Source organism: Flavobacterium sp. S87F.05.LMB.W.Kidney.N (assembly GCF_004366435.1).
GTDB lineage: Bacteria > Bacteroidota > Bacteroidia > Flavobacteriales > Flavobacteriaceae > Flavobacterium.
The window spans coordinates 42,965-60,862 of sequence record NZ_SODX01000002.1; the positions used below are offsets into that span (position 1 = coordinate 42,965).

A 17,898-nucleotide genomic window follows, 5' to 3' on the forward strand; every position below is an offset into this window, starting at 1 on the left:
GAGTATAAAAAATTAAAGTTTTGAATAAAGCCCAAATGTAATACAATATTTATTAATTATACTGTTTAGAAGTTTCAACCAAACGAATAAATTCAGCTTTGTAACCTTCGGCATCATTTGAATTTCCTTGCTTTGCTAATTTTACAATCTCTTCAGAAGACTTGTCGGCAATCAATTTTGAATCTCTTAATTTTAATCCGAACCAAGCAACTGCAGTACTAAATTTCATATCATCACTCGCTTTTTCCATGGCAGCCGATTTGTTTTCAATAACCTGAACCATTTCGATACTTTTGTCACCGTCAGGTTTTTTATAACGGAATTTTATTGTTGCCAATTCATTACTGTAATTGCTTGAATTTGTTTCGGTTTTAGTGTATTTCAAATCATCTGGCTGTACATTTAAATAATCGCTTTTTACACCAACGGGAATAATTTCATATAAAGCCGTTACGGTATGATTACTTCCTAATTCTCCAGCATCAATGGCATCATTTTTAAAATCTTCCGCGCGAAGTTTTCTGTTTTCATATCCAATCAAACGATACGCCTGAACTTGTTTTGGATTGAATTCAATCTGAATTTTTACGTCTTTCGCGATAGCAAACATCGAACCTTTAAATTCTTTTCCTAAAAAACGATTCGCTTCTTGAATATTATCGATGTAAGCGTAATTTCCATTTCCTTTATCGGCTAAGATTTCCATTTTGCTGTCTTTATAATTCCCCATTCCATAACCTAAGCAAGTCAAGAAAACGCCTGTTTTTCTTTTGTCTTCTATTAATTTTTCCATGTCAGAGTTAGAAGTGCTTCCTACGTTAAAATCGCCGTCAGTTGCCAGGATTACACGATTGTTTCCGCCTTTGATGAAATTTTCTGTAGCTGTTTTATAAGCCAGTTCGATTCCTGCACCGCCGGCAGTACTTCCGCCAGACTGCAATTTATCCAAAGCATCGATTATTGTTTTTTTCTCATCGCCTGAAGTTGGAGGCAAAACCATTCCAGCGGCGCCCGCGTACACTACGATTGCCACTTTGTCTTTTGCACGTAATTCGTTTACTAAAATTTTTAAAGATTGTTTTAATAACGGAAGTTTATTCATATCGCTCATTGAACCCGAAACATCAATTAAGAAAACAAGGTTTGAAGCTGGCAAATCGTTTGTTGGAATATTTTTTCCCTGTAAACCAATTTTCAAGATTTTATTGTTTGCGTTCCAAGGCGAATCGCTTACTTCTGTGTTAATAGAAAACGGATTTTCATTTTTAGGCTGTGGATAAGTGTATTTGAAAAAGTTCACCATTTCTTCTACACGAACTGCATCTTTTGGGACTTGTTGTCCGTTGTTTAAAAAACGTCTGATATTTGTGTACGAAGCATTATCAACATCAATAGAAAAAGTAGAAAGCGGTGCTGTTTTTGGACTTTCGAAAGAATTCTCCACAAAAGCATCATAATCTTCCTGAGTTGGTTCAGTAGGAATTGGCATTATGTTTAATTTTTTGTCTAATTCTTTTTCTGAAAGATTTTTATAAAGTTCATTTTTAGTCGAAACTATCACAACGCCATTTGAACCTTTAGTTCCATATAGAGAAGTTGCTGCTTGGTCTTTTAAAACCGAAACATTGTCAATATCATTCGGATTAATTTTTGCCATTTGATTGGCTTTTGCAGGAACTCCGTCAATTATGTACATTGGTTCATTTTTTGGAGAAACAGATGCATTACCGCGTACAACGACATTTGGGCTTGGCATATAAAGGGCGTTACTCGCAACTTGCATCGCCATTTTTCCTTGCGGTGCTACCGATTTATCTCTTTTTTCTTTTCTTCTTTCGGCACGAGCATAACTTCGGTCTTCATATTCAGAATTACTTGTACCATAACCCACAACTACAACTTCACTTAAAGTTTGATTTGCAGCTCGCATTTGTATATTAATTGTATTAGAATCTTGTATTTTTTGTCTTTGTGTATCATATCCAATAAAACTAAAAACTAAGAGATCTCCTTTTTGTGCCTGAATACTGTATTGCCCGTCAAAATTGGTTGCCGCATTTGCTTTTGATGTCTGATTGTAAATAGTTACACCTGGAAGTGGTTGTTTTGTTTCATCTGAAACGATTCCAGTTATTGTTCTTTGTTGTGCCATGGTTACGAAACATACAAGCATAGCAATGGCTGATGAAATAAGTTTTAAACTTTTCATGATAATAATTTTTAAGATTAATGTTCGGATTTAGCTTTGTCAAAGCTACAGACTTTGACAAAGCTTGGAATTACTTTTTCGGAGCTGGTTTTCCTGTTTTTGTAGTAATAATAACAACTCCTTTTTTACCTTTTTCACCGTATTTTGAAGTGGCTTCAAGGTCTTGTAAAATAGTTATAGTTTTAATGTCTTGTTTGTCTAGAGGCGCGTAAGGACTCGTTGGATTATTCCCAAATAAATCATTTTCAGAATAATAAATGCCATCGATAATGTACAATGGCTCATCTAGAACAACGAGCGAATCTACATTTTCTGGATTTAGATTCGGCAGTTCGCTTCGCATCATTTTATCTTTTTTAGCCTCGTCGCTATGCGCCATTGCGTTTCCGTTAAAAATAACAAGAGGTGCACTTTTTTTAGCTCTTTGAGTACTTTTTTCAGCAAAAGCAACTTTCGCAGATTCTCTTTGCGGACTTCTTAAATAATCCGATTCTGAAGAAAGCTCTTTTTTATAAATAATGTTATTATCTTCTTCAATTGATTCTTCCGCTGCAGGCGCAGCAATTACGAGAGCATTTGCTGAAACTTTTGGTGCTGGTGCAGCTTGTAGCAATTCTGTATTTGGTGCAACTATTTCTTGAATAGCTACTCTTTCTTTATTTTTTTTAGTGTGATTCTCTAGAATTTTATCGGCTTCTTCGTTTGAAATAATTCCTGAATCAGAAGAAGGATCTGGATTTTTTTGATTTAAAGCAGGTTCTTGCGATTCTACTTTTTCAGTTTCCTGAATAACTACTTTAGGAGTTTCTTGTACGGCATTTTTATCTGTATGTAAAAATTGAACAGCTAAAGAAATCAGTAAAAGAAGAGAAGCTGCAATGGCGATTTTTTTCCATAAAGCAATTGTTTTTTTATCTTCTTTTTTGTCTAGTTTTTCTTCAACACGTGCCCAGACTTTTTCCATTGCGGGAAAGTCTTTGAATTCCGCATTTTGCGAAGCTTCTTTTATTTTATTGAATATTTTATCTTGATTGTCCATGACTATTTTGCTTTTTGATAATACAGTTTATTAACCAGTTCTTTCAATTTGGTCTTAGCGGCGTTCAATTGTGATTTTGAAGTGCCTTCGGAGATCTTCAGCATTTCGGCTATTTCTTTATGGGAGAAACCTTCAATGGCAAAAAGGTTAAAAACAGTTTTACAGCCGTCTGGAATATGGTTTAATAAATTGAGTAAATCTTCTTCTTCCAATGTATTTAATTCATCAACAGAATGTTGAGAAATTAGTTTTACATCGTCGAGATACATGTTGAAATTAGTTGCTTTTCGAATTGCCGCCAAACAATGGTTTACGGTTATCCTTCTGGCCCAAGCTTCAAAAGCATACGCTTCTTTTAATTGGTCGAGTTTGGTAAAAATCGTAAAGAAAGAATCGGCAAGTGCTTCTTCAATTTCCTCTTCCTTTTTTAGGTATCGTTTGCAAAGGCGATACAATTTGGGCGCCATGTATTCGTACACCTCACGCTGTGCATCGCGGTGCATTTTTTTACAGTTTGCTATTTGAGTCTCGTTGATCACAATTGTTGTCTTTCTTATATAGAGAGATAAAAAGATAAAAAGGTTGGGACGATGATGATTTTTTTTTAAAGGTTCAAAGTTACAGAGATTCAAAGTTACAAAGGTTTGTCGTAGAAATGCACAGCAGTGCGTCTAAAGTCCTGTAAATCCGTAATTTTTAATGGAGTGAAATATTTATTCTCCCAAACAAATATCATTATAAAACTCTACAATTTCTTTAATATCTTCAAAAACCCATTTATCGCCTTTTAATTTTTTGACAATAAAATCGCAATCAGCGAAAAACTTGGAAGTGTTTTTTCTCCACGCGTTTATAACACCGCAGTTTAAACAAGTTGGATATTTGTCTTTTGGCTTTTTTATGTAATAAAATGTAGAAGGTTCGCTTACATTAGAATTTGATAAATGTTGTTGGGCTTGCGGACCTAATTGTGTTTTTAAAGTTGGGCTTAAGGTATTATCAGGTCGATCATCGTACGGATTATAAATCATGTCTGTAAGACTAAAATCTGAGCCTACTTTTTTATATAAAGTCGCTTCACCTTTAGTAATAATTTCTACCAATTTTGGTTTGTCTAAAGAATTCAGCTTTACATATTCAAAAGTTCTTGTGGCTCCAAAATCAAGGAAAGTAATTTTTTTTACATACTCTTCATCCCAGCTGTCAGATTTGTCATCCTGCGAAACTTTAAATTTTATTTTATTGAATTTTAATGAAGCAAAACCTTCAATTGAATCTCCGTCTTTAAAATAAATTATAGCTTCTTGTGTTTGAGAATAGCTTTTAAGGCTGATAAGAATTAGGATGATGATTTTGTAAAGTTGTTTCATTCGTGAGTTTTGATTTCATGAAATATTTATCGTAGAGGCGTGTACATCAGTGTGTCTCTACATTTAATCTGCTAAGCGAAATACTTTGTGTTCTCTGTGTAATTCTTTGTGAATCTCTGTGTAATAATTTTACCGCAAAGATTCACAAGGAATTTAATTTGCATGTACAGAACTTTTATACCAAATTTCTATTTTTTTAATTGATTCTCTGTCAGTTTTAGGATAACAGTTCAAACCCAAATTTATCTTTTTTTTCGAAATATAAGAATTTAAAAATATTATTGCGAAACCCCCAATCTCAGCATCTTCGGTTGAAAGATATGAAGAGAATATATTCATATATCCACAACATTTTTCTTGTGAACGGATTATCGAAATTAAGTATTGCACATCATCTGGTTTTACCCAGTTTTCAGGAAATTCTCCAGTCATTGTTACGCTATTTATAGGAGTTTTGTTATACCTGTCTTTACAAATAGTAATAAAAGATTCTGGGTCCAGATCCTTTATGAATAGAGTTTTATAATATTCTTTCTGGGCTTTCTTGGTCTTAAAATCATAAAACAAATAAGTACCGGTAACAAGAATTAAAACTAATACTAATGAAAGAATTATTTTTTTCATAAATATAACTAGCAAATTCAATTATATGTTCTATTACTTCGCCATCTGAAATTTTGAATTTCCAACCTGCCACAATGCAAAAGCAAACATATCAGCACTATCATTATAAGTTACATCCAAATCGTTAGAAAAATGTCCGTTTGCGTAATTTACATGTAATAATATTGGTCTGTCAGAACTATTGTAATTTTGTAAAACAGCAGCAAATTTTCCAGGTTCCCAAGAAGCTACTCGTGCATCGTTAATTCCAGTATGAACCAAAACAGCAGGATATTTTTCTCCCTTTTTAACTTTGCTTTGCGAATCCATTTCTAGGATATTTTTAAAATCTTCTTCATTTTTTAAAGAACCAATTTCTGGAATTTGATTTGGACCGTTTGGAGTTGTTTCCATTCGCAAAGTATTGGTACATCCAACTTCAATAATAGCAGCTTTAAAAAGATCAGGACGTTCTGTAATTGCTCTTCCAATTAAGACACCGCCCATACTTGCCCCATTTCCAATAAGTTTGTCTGCCGAAGTATATTTTTCTTTGATTAAATATTCAGAACAAGCAATAAAATCTTTCCAAGTATTAGGTTTCGTCGCTTTTTGACCTCCTTTATGCCAATTTGCTCCTTTTTCTCCACCGCCTCTAACGTGTGCAAAAGCAATTACAGTATTTTGCTCAAGCAATGCCATCAAATCATCGCCAATATAATAGGGTGTTCTGCTTGATCCGTAAGCGCCATAACCACTAATATAGCAAGGAGTAGAGCCGTCCATTTTAATGTTTTTGGGATAAATAATAGATAACGGAACCATTACGCCATCATGACTTGCTGTTTCAACTTCTTTTACACTATATTGCTTTGAAAAGTCAGGATAATTGCCGCTTGCAATAAATTGTTTCGACTTTTCTAAACGATCAGTTGAACCATCAAAATAATAAGACGTAGAAGGCGTGATCCAGCCATTGTTAAAAAACAAGAAATTGTCGTTTTCACGAGAATTTAAAGCATAACCTCCATTTGAACCTTTTGGAAGAGCGATTACTTTAGTTTCGAATGTTTTTGGATTAATTTGATATTTATCCTGTACAATTCCGTCACTTAAAGTATAATAAATGAAGTTTTTAGATTTCTGCATTCTTCGTAATACTTTATTGCTCTCTGGAATTATAATTTTAGCATTATCAATATTTGGATTTTTAATGTCTGTTAATCCTATTTTATAATTGGGCGCATTTTTATGCGAAAGAAAGAAAAATTGGTCTCCAATTATTTGATAGCTTGTGATCTCATCTTCGTATTTAATAAGCGGTTTCCAATTTATTTTAGGATTATTAAGTTCTGAATAAGGAGCATAGAATGCTAATATTTCGCTTTTTGTAGATCCGATTTCTAAAATTATGTATGAATAATTGTCTGAGAATGCAACATCAGGAAACTGCTCAGCAAGAAGATTCAAGTTGGGATTGTTTTCTTTTGATGCCAGTATTTTATCGGTCTCCGGATTAGTGCCAATAACGTGAAGTAAAGATTTCATGTGTTTTAGAAAATCATCACTTTTACTATCATTGGTACTCATTTTGGTATAAGTGATCGCTTTGCTGTCAGGGGTAAATTCAAAACTAAATTCACTCCAGACTGGATTTAAATTGTCTGGAAGAAAAGTTTTAGATTCAATATCCATAATTCGGAGATCACAAACTTCAGCACCATCTTGGGATAATGTAACCGCTAATTTTTTCTGGTCTGGACTAATATTGAAATTTGTAATTGTTGCATCTTTTTTATAAGTATTCGGGTCTAATAATAAAACCTCGGTTCCGTTTAAACCTTTACGGATATATAATTTATCAATGCTTTCTCCTTTTTTCTTTTTGGTGTAATAATAATTGTCTCCTAATTGTTTTACGTAAGTATAATCATCTCCTGCCAATGCACTAATTTCCTTCATTCTATTGAAAAGAGCATCACGGCCAGAGATTTTTTTTATGACAGAATTGGTAAAATCGCTTTGATCTTTAAACCATTTTTGCACTTCTGGTTTTTTCATATCTTCCAGCCAACGGTAAGAATCTGTGATTTTTGTTCCGTAATAATTATCTACTACAGGATGTTCAGGTGTTGAAGGATATTGATATTGAGCCTGTGATATTTGACTGGTAATAAAAACTAAAAGAGCGAAAGCGGTTTTTCTGATCATTATTTTTTTATGTTTATAATTATTACTGATGGTTTGTTGTATAGTCAAAGACTCAATAAACAGGAAATCGCTGCATTATTTAGCTGGAATTGTCAATTTGTATATTTTTGTTTCCAAAAGATCCGTGTCATTATCCTCGCAAAGCAAAAACTCGATTTTATTGTTTTCTTTTTTATAGAAAGTTAAACCTTCAAATTTATTGGTTGAGGTTATTTTTTGAGTGAAATCTATTTTCATCGTTTTAACGTCGATTCTGCCAATGAAGCTTCCTAAGATTTCACCGTCATCATAAGTTGATTTGGTATCTTCTGCTGTTGAAAGGAAATAGATTTTATCATCAACCAAAACGGCATCGGTAAAGCTGGAACGAACACCTTTTATTTTTGGAAGTTTGTAATTGACAGAAATTAGGGCAAATTCTTCTCCAAGGTTTTTCGCGTGAATCGTAAAAATGGTGTTTTTATTAGAAATTCCATTTCCTCGGTTGAATAAATACCAATTTTCGCCATCGAAAATAGCACCTTCCAAATTGAAATCTTCTGGTTTTATTGAACCGAAATTCTGCATTACGGCATACAAATCAACTAAATTGTTTTTTTGTAAAACAGTTTTGGACTTCAAATCAAATTCGATCATTCTGTTTCGGTTTTCGGTTGAACCAGAACCAAAGACATACAATGTATCGTTATGATGCGTTAGCGATTCAAAATCGGGTTTTAAGTTTTTCGGAATATTTTGTGTCGGATTGTCAATTAACGCATGCTGGTTTAATTGGTGGTTCTGCATATTGTATTCGTATAAGAATCCGCTGTTGTCGCCAATGACATAAAGTGCATCATTATTATAAAATAAACCTGATGCCGAACCGATGCCTATGATTTGAAATAATATTTCTAATGTAAATTTTTCCATGAATGTTGTTTTGTAAATAACTGCCTAGCCCTGATAGCAATGAAAATACTTTGAAAAGAAATTGCATTTTTTCCTGACAGAACAAAGCGACCAACGGAAGCTCTTGTTATGGCTTTGGAAAAAAGCAATTTATTGAAAAGTATTGCAATGAATAGCAGGAATATGCTTCGTAAAAGTAGTATATTTATGATATAAAATTTGAAAATATGAAGTCAATAGACCCAAAAGATTTTAAAGTTACAGATGAAATAAAATTAAAGAAGCTTCCGACATTACTAAATGTTGATGCGGATGATGACGAAAAAGAAGAGAAGCTAGATAAAGTTCAGGCAAAATTGAGTGATTTGCAGGATGTTATGTATGCGCACAATAAGTATGCGGTTTTAATCTGTCTGCAGGGAATGGATACTTCTGGAAAAGACAGTTTGATTCGGGAAGTTTTTAAAGAATTTAATCCGCGCGGGGTAGTGGTGCATAGTTTTAAAACACCAAATTCAACCGAATTGGAACACGATTATTTATGGCGACATTATATTGCCCTGCCCGAAAAAGGGAAATTTGCAATTTTTAACAGAACGCATTACGAAAATGTATTGGTAACGAGAGTGCATCCAGAATTTATTTTGGCAGAGAATTTACCAGGAATTAATTCGGTTGATGATATTAAACCGAAATTTTGGAAAAACAGAATTGAACAAATCAATAATTTCGAAAAACATATTGCAGAAAACGGAACTATCGTTATGAAGTTCTTTCTACACTTGAGTAAAGAAGAACAAAAGAATCGTTTACTGCGCCGTTTGGAAGAAGGAAAGCATAATTGGAAATTTTCGCCAGGCGACCTTAAAGAACGCGAACATTGGGATGAGTATCAGCAATATTATGAAGAAGCCATCAATCAAACATCGAAAGAACATGCGCCTTGGTATGTAATTCCTGCAGATGATAAAGATATGGCGCGTTATATTGTAGCTAAAATAATTTGGGAAGAAATGAAACAATATACCGATATTCAGGTTCCAGAATTAGCTAAAGAAATTAAAGACAATTTTGATACGTACAAAAAGACTTTGGAGAAGAGTTAAAATTAGATAATTTGGAAATGTGTCAATTAGATAATTTTTCTAACGTACAAACCCGACAGGTTTTTAAAACCTGTTGGGTTTAATTTTTGTATGTATAAATTTTATAAAATAAAAAACCCGACAGACTATGCAGGCTGTCGGGTTTTTACCAAAAACAAAATAATAAATTAAACCTATTTCTTATAGTTTAAAACCATAAGCAACACGCAGTGCTACTTGATTGGTTCTAAAATCATGATAATCTTCGTAACGAACACTTAAGTCGATATATTTATTAGCGTAACCAATTCCTGGCGACCATAAAAAAGTAGTGTTGTTGTAACCATTTGTTACTGCAAAACCAGCACCAAGTTCTCCTAGTACATAAAATTGATCTTTTAAAACAAAGGCTTTAAAACCTGCTTTAGCCGGAATAAATCCTAGATCTTTTATGTCATTTCCAGCGGCATCTTTTTTGCCGTTAAATAAATTAGTAAATCCTGTTGTTAAGGTTAATGATGTTTTTTTAGAAAGGTCATATTGTAAACGAACGTCTCCACCAAGAGCCCAGTCGTAATCGTTATCTGTTGGAAGTCCTCCATTTACTCCAAATCCTAATCTAAATCCTTGATCGTAATTTGTTGCTTCTGTTTCTTGAGCGAAAGTTGTGTTAGAGAATAAAAAAGCAAAAGCAGCTAGGCAAATAATCTGTAATTTTTTCATGGCTTATAATTTTGAATTATTAATGATGTAAAAGTAAAATAGAGCACTTTTGAGCTTGTTATATAATTTTTAAAAATCGTTATATAATATTATGGTATGCTTATTTTACCCTTAATAAAGGCTTATATTTTTATTAATAGGATAGAATTCGAAGCTTCTGATTATCTTTGCCGACTAAAATTGATTACAAGTGAATTTAAAGCAGTACACCAGAGAGTTTTCGTATAATTTGAGACTAGCATACCCTATTATTCTGGGAATGGTTGGCCATACTTTAATTGGTATAGTCGATAATATTATGGTGGGTAAATTAGGAAGTACAGAACTTGCCGCGGTTTCTCTAGGTAACAGTATGATTTTCATCGCGATGTCTCTTGGAATTGGATTTTCAACAGCAATTACACCAATTGTTGCAGAGGGAGATGCAGAGAAAAATGACAACAAAATTCGTTCTGCATTTCACCACGGTTTATTCCTCTGTACTATTTTAGGATTAGTTCTTTTTGGTGTCATTATGTTTGCAAAACCAATTATGGAATTATTGGAACAGCCTGCAGATGTAATTGTGCTCGCAAAACCATATCTAGGCTGGGTAGCTTTTTCGTTGATTCCACTAATAATGTATCAAGGATATAAACAGTTTGCAGACGGAATGTCGATGACTAAATATTCGATGTATGCAATGGTAATGGCAAACGTTCTTCACGTAGGAATTAATTATGTTTTGATTTACGGAATTTGGATTTTTCCAAAAATGGGAATTATCGGCGCAGCACTTGGTACCGTAATTTCAAGGATCTTTCTAGTTATGTTTATGCATATCATGCTTTCAAGAAGAAATGATTTGAAACGATTCTTCAAAAACTTTAGTTTCGACGAAATCAAGAAATCAACAATTAAAAAAATTATAAGTATAGGATTTCCTTCAGCTATGCAGATGCTTTTCGAAGTGGTTTTGTTTACGGCTTCTATCTGGCTTTGCGGTAATATCGGAAAAACGAGTCAGGCGGCCAATCAAATTGCTTTGAGTCTTGCATCAATGACTTTTATGTTTGCAATGGGATTAAGTGTTACTTCGATGATTCGAGTGAGCAACCAAAGAGGTTTAATGGATTATAAAAAACTTATCGTTGTAGCGAGATCTATTTTCCTGCTTGCCATTATCTTAGAAACTGTTTTTGCTATATTCTTTATCATTTTTCATAATTACTTGCCCTATATCTTTTTAAATATGGAAAACACAGGGCAGATTTTGGACAATGAAGAAGTAATAAGCATTGCTTCAAAATTGCTTTTAATTGCAGCTGTTTTTCAAATTTCTGACGGAATTCAGGTTGTGGTTTTGGGCGCTTTACGCGGATTGCAGGATGTAAAAATCCCAATGTATATTACGTTTGTTGCATATTGGGTTATTGGTTTTCCAATTTCTTATTATTTAGGAGAGCATACCGACTTAAAAGCGCAGGGAGTTTGGATAGGACTTTTGGCTGGTTTAACAGCTGCAGCGCTTTTTCTGTATATTCGCTTTCATTACTTAACTAGAAAATTAAATAATAATTCAGTTTCAAATAATTAAATTTGACTGCCCATAAACAGTGACAGCAAAATAAATAAACAATTAATAAAACAAAATAAATATGGAATTACCTAAATTTTTACTTGGAGATAATACTGATTTTCCAGATGATATCTTTATCATTCACCTTGATTACCCAAGATTTATTATCAATTTAAAAGATGATGAGGTAGAATTTTTAGAAGAACCAGAAGATCTAGATGAAGCTGAATTGAATGCAGAAATGGAAAGCTTGATCGAAAAAGCAAATGATTTTTACGATCGTGAAGTAAACCGTTACGAAGAGTAGGGAAGTACACCCTTACTTCGTACAAAACACTTTAGCTAAATATCTAAATTATCTAATGAAAAAATTAAGTTTTTTAAAGCCTATATTTAATTTTATAGCAATCGGATTATTGATTACTACTTTAAGCCGAATCTTTTTATTTTTTCTTTTTAAAGAAAGAGTAGAGCAAACACCAAATTTCTGGTACATTTTTCCAATCGGTTTACGAATGGATTTGATTTTACTTTGTTATTTGTCTTTTCTGCCTGCTGTTTTAATTACTTTTCTGCCAAATAAATGGCTGAAATTTACCAATACGTTTTTGGTAATCTATAGTTTCTTATTTCTGTTTCTGATTCTATTTGTGGAGTTAGCTTCTCCAGATTTTGTCAAGCAGTACGATACGCGCCCAAATAAGATCTTCTTAGATTATTTAATTTACCCAAAAGAAGTTGTCGGAATGCTTTTAAAAAGTTATCTGACTTCTATAATCGTTACTTTCCTGATTTTAGGAGTTGTGATTTATTTTGCCTTCAAAAAAGGGAAAAAATATTTTCACACCACAAGTACAGAGTATAAATTCAAATTAATGGTTTTTCCATTACTAGCTTTTTTATTGTTTTTTGGAGCACGTTCAAGTTTAACTTCAAAGCGTCCGATTAATGCTAGTAATGCTGTTTTCTCGACAGATCAACTAACTAATACGTTAGGTTTAAATTCATTTTATACCGTTGCTTTTGCAGCATATTCTATTAAAAATGAAGGAAACACAAAGATGTATGGTAAAATGGATGAAGCCGAAGCGATTGCACGTGTAAAAAAATACATGGTTGCCGGTCCAAATGATTTTAACGATGCTGAAATTCCATTTTTGCATGTACAGCAGCCAGATTCTGTTTTGAAAAAACCTTATAATTTGGTGATTTTCCTGCAGGAAAGTTTAGGCGCAGAATATGTTGGAATCTTAGGCGGAAAACCTTTGACACCAGAATTTGACAAATTATCTAAAGAAGGAACATTATTCACCAATTTATACTGCACAGGAACTAGAAGTGTTCGCGGAATAGAAGCCGTTGTAACAGGGTTTTTACCTTCGCCTTCTGAAAGTGTTGTAAAACTTGGAAACTCACAGCAAGGCTTTTTTACACTTGCCGAGGCTTTAAAACAAAAAGGTTACGATACGAGTTTCATTTATGGAGGAATGGCAAATTTTGACAATATGGCTTCGTTTTTCAACGGAAATGGTTTTCAAGATATTGTAGATCAAGAAGATTTTGAATCTGATGGAAACAAATATGCTTTTAAAGGAACTTGGGGCTATTCTGATGAAGATTTGGTAACCAAAGCCAATCAGTATTTTAAATCAAAAGGAGACAAACCGTTTTTCTCTTTAATGTTCTCGACTTCAAATCACGAACCATTTGAATATCCAGCAGGAAGAATTAAACCTTACGATAAAAAAGCGGCCACGGTAAACAACGCCATGAAATATGCTGATTTTTCTATTGGAAAATTCTTCGAAATGGCTAAAAAAGAAGATTATTTTAAAAATACCATTTTCATCGTAATTGCTGACCATAATACAAGAACTTATGGAAAGAATTTAGTGCCAATAAATAAATTTCATATTCCCGCATTTATTATGGGGCCTGGAGTTCCAAAAGGAGCGATTTATGATAGATTAGCAAGCCAAATTGATATTCCGCCTACATTGTTAAGTTACTTAGGGCTTCCGTTTGAAACACCAATGGTAGGAAGAAATTTAAGCAAATTAGATCCTAAAGTTCAAGGAAGATCTATTATGCAGTTTAATGACATCAACGCATTTAGAGTAGAAAATCAGGTTGTAATCATGCAACCAAATCTAAAACCTTTGCAGTTTGAAATCAAAAATGATACAACTTTAATCCCTGTAAAACTAAACGAGGAATTGGCAAAAGATGCTTTGGCACATGTTATTACAGCGGGGAATTTATATAAGGAGAGTAAGTATAAATTAAGGCGCTAAGATTCTAAGATACTAAGGTTCTAAGTTTTTTATATACTGTCAGTTTGATCAGAGAACTGCAGAGCATTCCAACTTTGCTCAATGTGACAAAACTAGACAATTTCCTAAATTAAAATCTTAGCAACTTAGTATCTTAGTCACTTAGAATCTTTAGAAAAATATAATTTCAATAAATCAGAAGCAGCTGCAAAAGGTGAAATTTCATTTTTTTGCACTGCTTTTTTGCTTTCTTCTAAAAGTGAAATAATTTCTGGCTGATTATAGAAGTTTTGTTTTAATTGTTCGTTGATGGTTTCCATCATCCAGAAATGATTTTGGTCATTTCTTTTTTCGTCGAAAAATCCGCTTTCTTTAGTTAATTCAAAATATTCAGAAATAGTATTCCAAACTTCAGGAATGCCATCTTTTGTCAGTGAACTGCAAGTGGTTACTTTTGGCTGCCAATTTGATTTTTTTGGTGGAAACAAATGTAAAGCACGATTAAACTCTAATTTTGCCTGATTTGCTTTTTTTATATTATCACCGTCTGCTTTGTTGATTACAATCGCATCAGCCATTTCCATAATACCTCGTTTGATGCCTTGGAGTTCATCGCCTGCACCTGAAATTTTTAAAAGTAAAAAGAAATCGACCATACTGTGAACAGCAGTTTCACTTTGGCCAACACCTACGGTTTCAATAATAATAGTATCAAAACCTGCAGCTTCGCAAAGAATAATTGTTTCACGGGTTTTGCGGGCTACACCGCCCAAAGTTTCACCAGAAGCACTTGGTCTGATAAAAGCATTTTCATCTTTAACCAATTCTTCCATTCGGGTTTTGTCGCCTAAAATACTTCCGTGCGAAAGCGAACTGCTGGGATCAACAGCAAGAACTGCGACTTTTTTGCCTAATGCAGTAAGTTGTTTTCCGAAAGCTTCAATAAAAGTACTTTTTCCAACTCCAGGAACGCCAGTAATTCCAATACGAATAGATTTATTCGCATGTTGTAAACAGCCTTGAACAATTGCACTTGCTTTTTCAAAATGATCTGGATTGGTGCTTTCAATTAAAGTAATGGCACGACTTAAAGATGTTCTGTTTCCTTCTAAAATACCACTAATTAATTCTTGAGAAGAGGGTTGTTGTCTGCGTTTATTTTTAATTTGATTGATAGCCGAAACATTGGTGATTTCAGGAGGTGAAATTCCAGCTTTTTCAGTAATGCTGCTCGACTGTTTTTTAAAACTTGACAAAATACTTTTTTAATATTGTAAAAGTACAGAAAACAAAAACAGTTTCAAAAGACAATTGTTCCTTTGAAACTGTGTTGTTAGGTTTGCCACGAATTACTCGAATTTCCTCTAATTTTTAACGCTTTTTTTGTCATCCTGAGCGAAGTCGAAGGACTCTAAACCAGCTCGACAAAGATTGAAAATATTAATTGTGAGTTACTTGTGCGTCCTTCGCCTTCGATAAGGATGACATGAGTAAATTAGCTTCTATAAATAGGAACAAACAATTCGTGAAAATTCGTGTAATTCGTGGCTAAAAAAAAATTAGTAACCAGCTGTAAATCTAACTTGATGATGTTTTGGATTTTCTGCTTCATCAGCAATAACAACTGCTAAATCTTCTACAGATAAAATACTTCTTTGCTCGTCGTTAAATACTGGATTTTCTAATCCTAAACGATATTTTCCTGTTCTTCCTGTTGTAATTCCGCCATGCATTTCAAAAGCAGGACTGAAGAATGCCCAGTCTAAATCTTTTTCTTCCTTAATTACATTTAAATAATCTCTTGCAGCCGTAGCTCCTGCATAAAATTCTTTTGGAAAATCTGGAGTATCAACTGCTTGTAAACCTGGAGCGACAAACAAACTTCCGCCTCCGCCAATAGTAATGAAACGTTTAACTCCTGATTTTTTAACTGCTTCCTGAATAGCTTTAGAACCTGCTAAAAAGTCATCATAGATGTTTGGGTTTGTCCAACCTGGATTATATGCGTTAATAATTGTATCGTGGCCTTTTAAAATTTCTGCCAATGCATCTACATTAAAAATATCTGCAGCAACCCAAGTTGCGTTTGCAGTATCTTTTGGAGTTCTTGCAATTGCAGTAATTTCATGTTTTCTATCTGCTAATTCGTTTAAGATTGCTGAGCCAACAAATCCTGTTGCTCCGATAAGTGCGATTTTCATAATATATAAATTTATTTAGTAATAAAAAATGTTACAGTTTTGGTTAAAAAAATAGTTTTTAAAATTGATTCGAAAAATCTTCCAATGAAATACCTTCCAGCTGTTTGCTGACTTTTTGATTCATTTCGCTGTACAAAGCTTCCAAATGCTGATTGATGTTTTTTCCAACAGGACAATCAGGATTCGGCTGATTTTTAGCAAAACCTAAACCAATAGTCTCAAAGGTCATTTCGAATATTTGTTTTAAAGTCAGTTCAGCAGCATTAACTGCCAATTTTGTTCCGCCATTTTTTCCTTCTTTACTTTCTACAACATGATGAGCTTTTAGGTTGGCAATTTCTTTTCGAACCAAAACAGGATTTAAATTAATACTTCCCGCAATAAACTCAGATGACAAAAAATCATTTGGGAATTTATGGAGCAAAGTAAGAATGTGAATCGTTATGGCAAATTTACCTGAAATCATACTGTAATAAAATATATTACAAATGTAAGTGGCTTTTTTGAAATAAAAAAAGTTTTAACTAAAAATTAATTTTTGGTAGTTAAAAGTCACTTACCCAGTTAAAACTAAAAAAAATGCACATCATTAAATTGAATGATGCGCATTTTCCTGATTGACTATTTTGATTTTTGATTATTCCTAATAGAAGAAAAATATACCCAAAGTATAAAAAGAAGTTGCATTGGTATTCTAAGCCATAAATAGGAAAGGCCTTTGCCTGTATGGTCTGCAGTTTGTAAATTGATATTATTACTAGCCGCATAAATGTTAGCCGGAAGTAGCAGTATAAAAAATAAAATAAGCAAATTTCCGGTAAGCACTTTGGTACTTGGCAATAGGAGTCCAATTGCAGCGACTAATTCTATAATTCCTGTAGCCAGTACAATGACGTTTGCCCAAGGTAAAAAAGAAATCATCATTGCCATTCCTTTCGTAAAGGCAAAATGACCTATAGCTGTAAATACTAGCATAATTGCCATGGCAACCCTTCCTGAGAATGATAGTTCAAGTCGTTTGGTTGTAAGCCAGATAATAAGTAGAGTTGCAGTAAAAGCACCAAATAATACAATTAAGGTTTCCATATCTTTTTGTTTTTATTATACAAAGTTGCACAGTAAAGAAACCTAAAACAATGAACCTGGGTTAAGAAATCCGCTTTCTAATTCGGCTTAAAGCTTGTGGAGTAATACCGATATAAGAAGCAAGGTATTTTTGAGGTATTTTTTGAATTAATTGAGGTTGCTCTGTAAATAAATTAAGGTATCGCTGTTCTGCAGAATCATTTAGTAACGACAATTCTCTTTTTGATTTTTTAAGAAATAATACTTCGCTTGCCAAACGGCCGATAGTATTACCGATTTCGGTTTTGGCATAAATATACTGAAGATCATTATAAGAGATACGCCATAATATAGTATCTGCAAGAGTTTCAATAGTATAATTTACGGGTAATCGGGTAATAAAGGAGTCGTAACCACTTGTAAATTCGCCATCAAATACAAAAGTAAAAGTGAGATCTTTATTTTCTGAAGGAATGTAGTACCTAACGATTCCTTTTTCTATAAAGGAAAGGTAACTTTCAACGTGGCCAGTATGAAGAATTGCCGTTTTCTTTGAAAATTCCTGACGGATAAGTTTTGACGAAAAGATATTCCAGTCTTCATCAGAAAGTTTTACCATTCGTTCCAAATTGTCTCGTATTTGCTGCATTACTTTTTTTTAAATATTAAA

General features: G+C 33.3%; 17 protein-coding genes. 4 read left to right on the forward strand and 13 right to left on the reverse strand.

Features of this window, described 5'->3' with window-relative positions; genetic code table 11:
• Window positions 1–52: 52 nt before the first annotated feature.
• The 7 genes from EDB96_RS06020 to EDB96_RS06050 form a co-directional block, all read right to left on the reverse strand.
• Window positions 53–2,209: a vWA domain-containing protein gene (locus EDB96_RS06020; protein WP_134139714.1), complete on the reverse strand. Its 2,157-nt coding sequence runs from the start codon at window positions 2,207–2,209 to the stop codon at window positions 53–55.
• Window positions 2,210–2,279: 70 nt separating this feature from the next.
• A complete protein-coding gene (locus EDB96_RS06025; protein WP_134139715.1) occupies window positions 2,280–3,248 on the reverse strand; it encodes a hypothetical protein in 969 nt (322 codons plus the stop codon).
• A 2-nt stretch (window positions 3,249–3,250) separates the two neighbouring features.
• The gene (locus EDB96_RS06030; protein ID WP_134139716.1) at window positions 3,251–3,751 is read right to left on the reverse strand and encodes an RNA polymerase sigma factor; all 501 of its coding nucleotides are present in this window, start codon (window positions 3,749–3,751) and stop codon (window positions 3,251–3,253) included.
• Window positions 3,752–3,961: 210 nt separating this feature from the next.
• The gene (locus EDB96_RS06035; protein ID WP_134139718.1) at window positions 3,962–4,618 is read right to left on the reverse strand and encodes a hypothetical protein; all 657 of its coding nucleotides are present in this window, start codon (window positions 4,616–4,618) and stop codon (window positions 3,962–3,964) included.
• A 153-nt stretch (window positions 4,619–4,771) separates the two neighbouring features.
• Window positions 4,772–5,242 (reverse strand): hypothetical protein, encoded by a 471-nt coding sequence (locus EDB96_RS06040; protein ID WP_134139719.1) that lies wholly within the window; start codon window positions 5,240–5,242, stop codon window positions 4,772–4,774.
• Between the two features lie 33 nt (window positions 5,243–5,275).
• A complete protein-coding gene (locus tag EDB96_RS06045; RefSeq protein ID WP_134139720.1) occupies window positions 5,276–7,432 on the reverse strand; it encodes a prolyl oligopeptidase family serine peptidase in 2,157 nt (718 codons plus the stop codon).
• A 75-nt stretch (window positions 7,433–7,507) separates the two neighbouring features.
• A complete protein-coding gene (locus EDB96_RS06050) occupies window positions 7,508–8,344 on the reverse strand; it encodes a DUF6929 family protein (protein WP_134139722.1) in 837 nt (278 codons plus the stop codon).
• A gap of 206 nt (window positions 8,345–8,550) precedes the next feature.
• On the opposite strand from EDB96_RS06050, the gene EDB96_RS06055 reads away from it, so the two are divergent.
• Window positions 8,551–9,429, forward strand: a complete 879-nt coding sequence (locus EDB96_RS06055; RefSeq protein ID WP_134139723.1) for a PPK2 family polyphosphate kinase — start codon at window positions 8,551–8,553, stop codon at window positions 9,427–9,429.
• A 180-nt stretch (window positions 9,430–9,609) separates the two neighbouring features.
• On the opposite strand, the gene EDB96_RS06060 is transcribed toward EDB96_RS06055, so the two are convergent.
• Entirely contained in the window at window positions 9,610–10,131 is a 522-nt protein-coding gene (locus tag EDB96_RS06060) for a hypothetical protein (protein ID WP_134139724.1), read from the reverse strand.
• A gap of 190 nt (window positions 10,132–10,321) precedes the next feature.
• Between EDB96_RS06060 and EDB96_RS06065 the strand changes: the two genes are divergently transcribed.
• The 3 genes from EDB96_RS06065 to EDB96_RS06075 all read left to right on the forward strand — a co-directional run bounded on the left by EDB96_RS06065 (window position 10,322) and on the right by EDB96_RS06075 (window position 13,983).
• Window positions 10,322–11,707: an MATE family efflux transporter gene (locus EDB96_RS06065; RefSeq protein WP_134139725.1), complete on the forward strand. Its 1,386-nt coding sequence runs from the start codon at window positions 10,322–10,324 to the stop codon at window positions 11,705–11,707.
• Window positions 11,708–11,768: 61 nt separating this feature from the next.
• Window positions 11,769–11,996 (forward strand): hypothetical protein, encoded by a 228-nt coding sequence (locus EDB96_RS06070; RefSeq protein ID WP_057116919.1) that lies wholly within the window; start codon window positions 11,769–11,771, stop codon window positions 11,994–11,996.
• Between the two features lie 55 nt (window positions 11,997–12,051).
• Window positions 12,052–13,983: an LTA synthase family protein gene (locus EDB96_RS06075; RefSeq protein WP_134139726.1), complete on the forward strand. Its 1,932-nt coding sequence runs from the start codon at window positions 12,052–12,054 to the stop codon at window positions 13,981–13,983.
• A gap of 137 nt (window positions 13,984–14,120) precedes the next feature.
• Here EDB96_RS06075 and meaB read toward each other — a convergent pair whose 3' ends face one another.
• From meaB to EDB96_RS06100, 5 genes are all read right to left on the reverse strand, one after another.
• Window positions 14,121–15,218 (reverse strand): methylmalonyl Co-A mutase-associated GTPase MeaB, encoded by a 1,098-nt coding sequence (meaB, locus tag EDB96_RS06080; RefSeq protein ID WP_134139728.1) that lies wholly within the window; start codon window positions 15,216–15,218, stop codon window positions 14,121–14,123.
• Between the two features lie 303 nt (window positions 15,219–15,521).
• Window positions 15,522–16,163 carry an NAD(P)-dependent oxidoreductase gene (locus tag EDB96_RS06085; RefSeq protein ID WP_134139729.1) on the reverse strand — a complete coding sequence of 214 codons (642 nt, stop codon included), beginning with the start codon at window positions 16,161–16,163 and terminating at the stop codon, window positions 15,522–15,524.
• Between the two features lie 58 nt (window positions 16,164–16,221).
• On the reverse strand, window positions 16,222–16,629 hold the full coding sequence (locus EDB96_RS06090; RefSeq protein ID WP_134139730.1) for an RrF2 family transcriptional regulator: 408 nt from the start codon (window positions 16,627–16,629) through the stop codon (window positions 16,222–16,224).
• A gap of 155 nt (window positions 16,630–16,784) precedes the next feature.
• A complete protein-coding gene (locus EDB96_RS06095; RefSeq protein ID WP_134139731.1) occupies window positions 16,785–17,249 on the reverse strand; it encodes a hypothetical protein in 465 nt (154 codons plus the stop codon).
• Between the two features lie 61 nt (window positions 17,250–17,310).
• Complete coding sequence (locus EDB96_RS06100) at window positions 17,311–17,877, reverse strand: Crp/Fnr family transcriptional regulator (protein ID WP_057116913.1); 567 nt, start codon at window positions 17,875–17,877, stop codon at window positions 17,311–17,313.
• Between the last annotated feature and the right edge of the window lie 21 nt (window positions 17,878–17,898).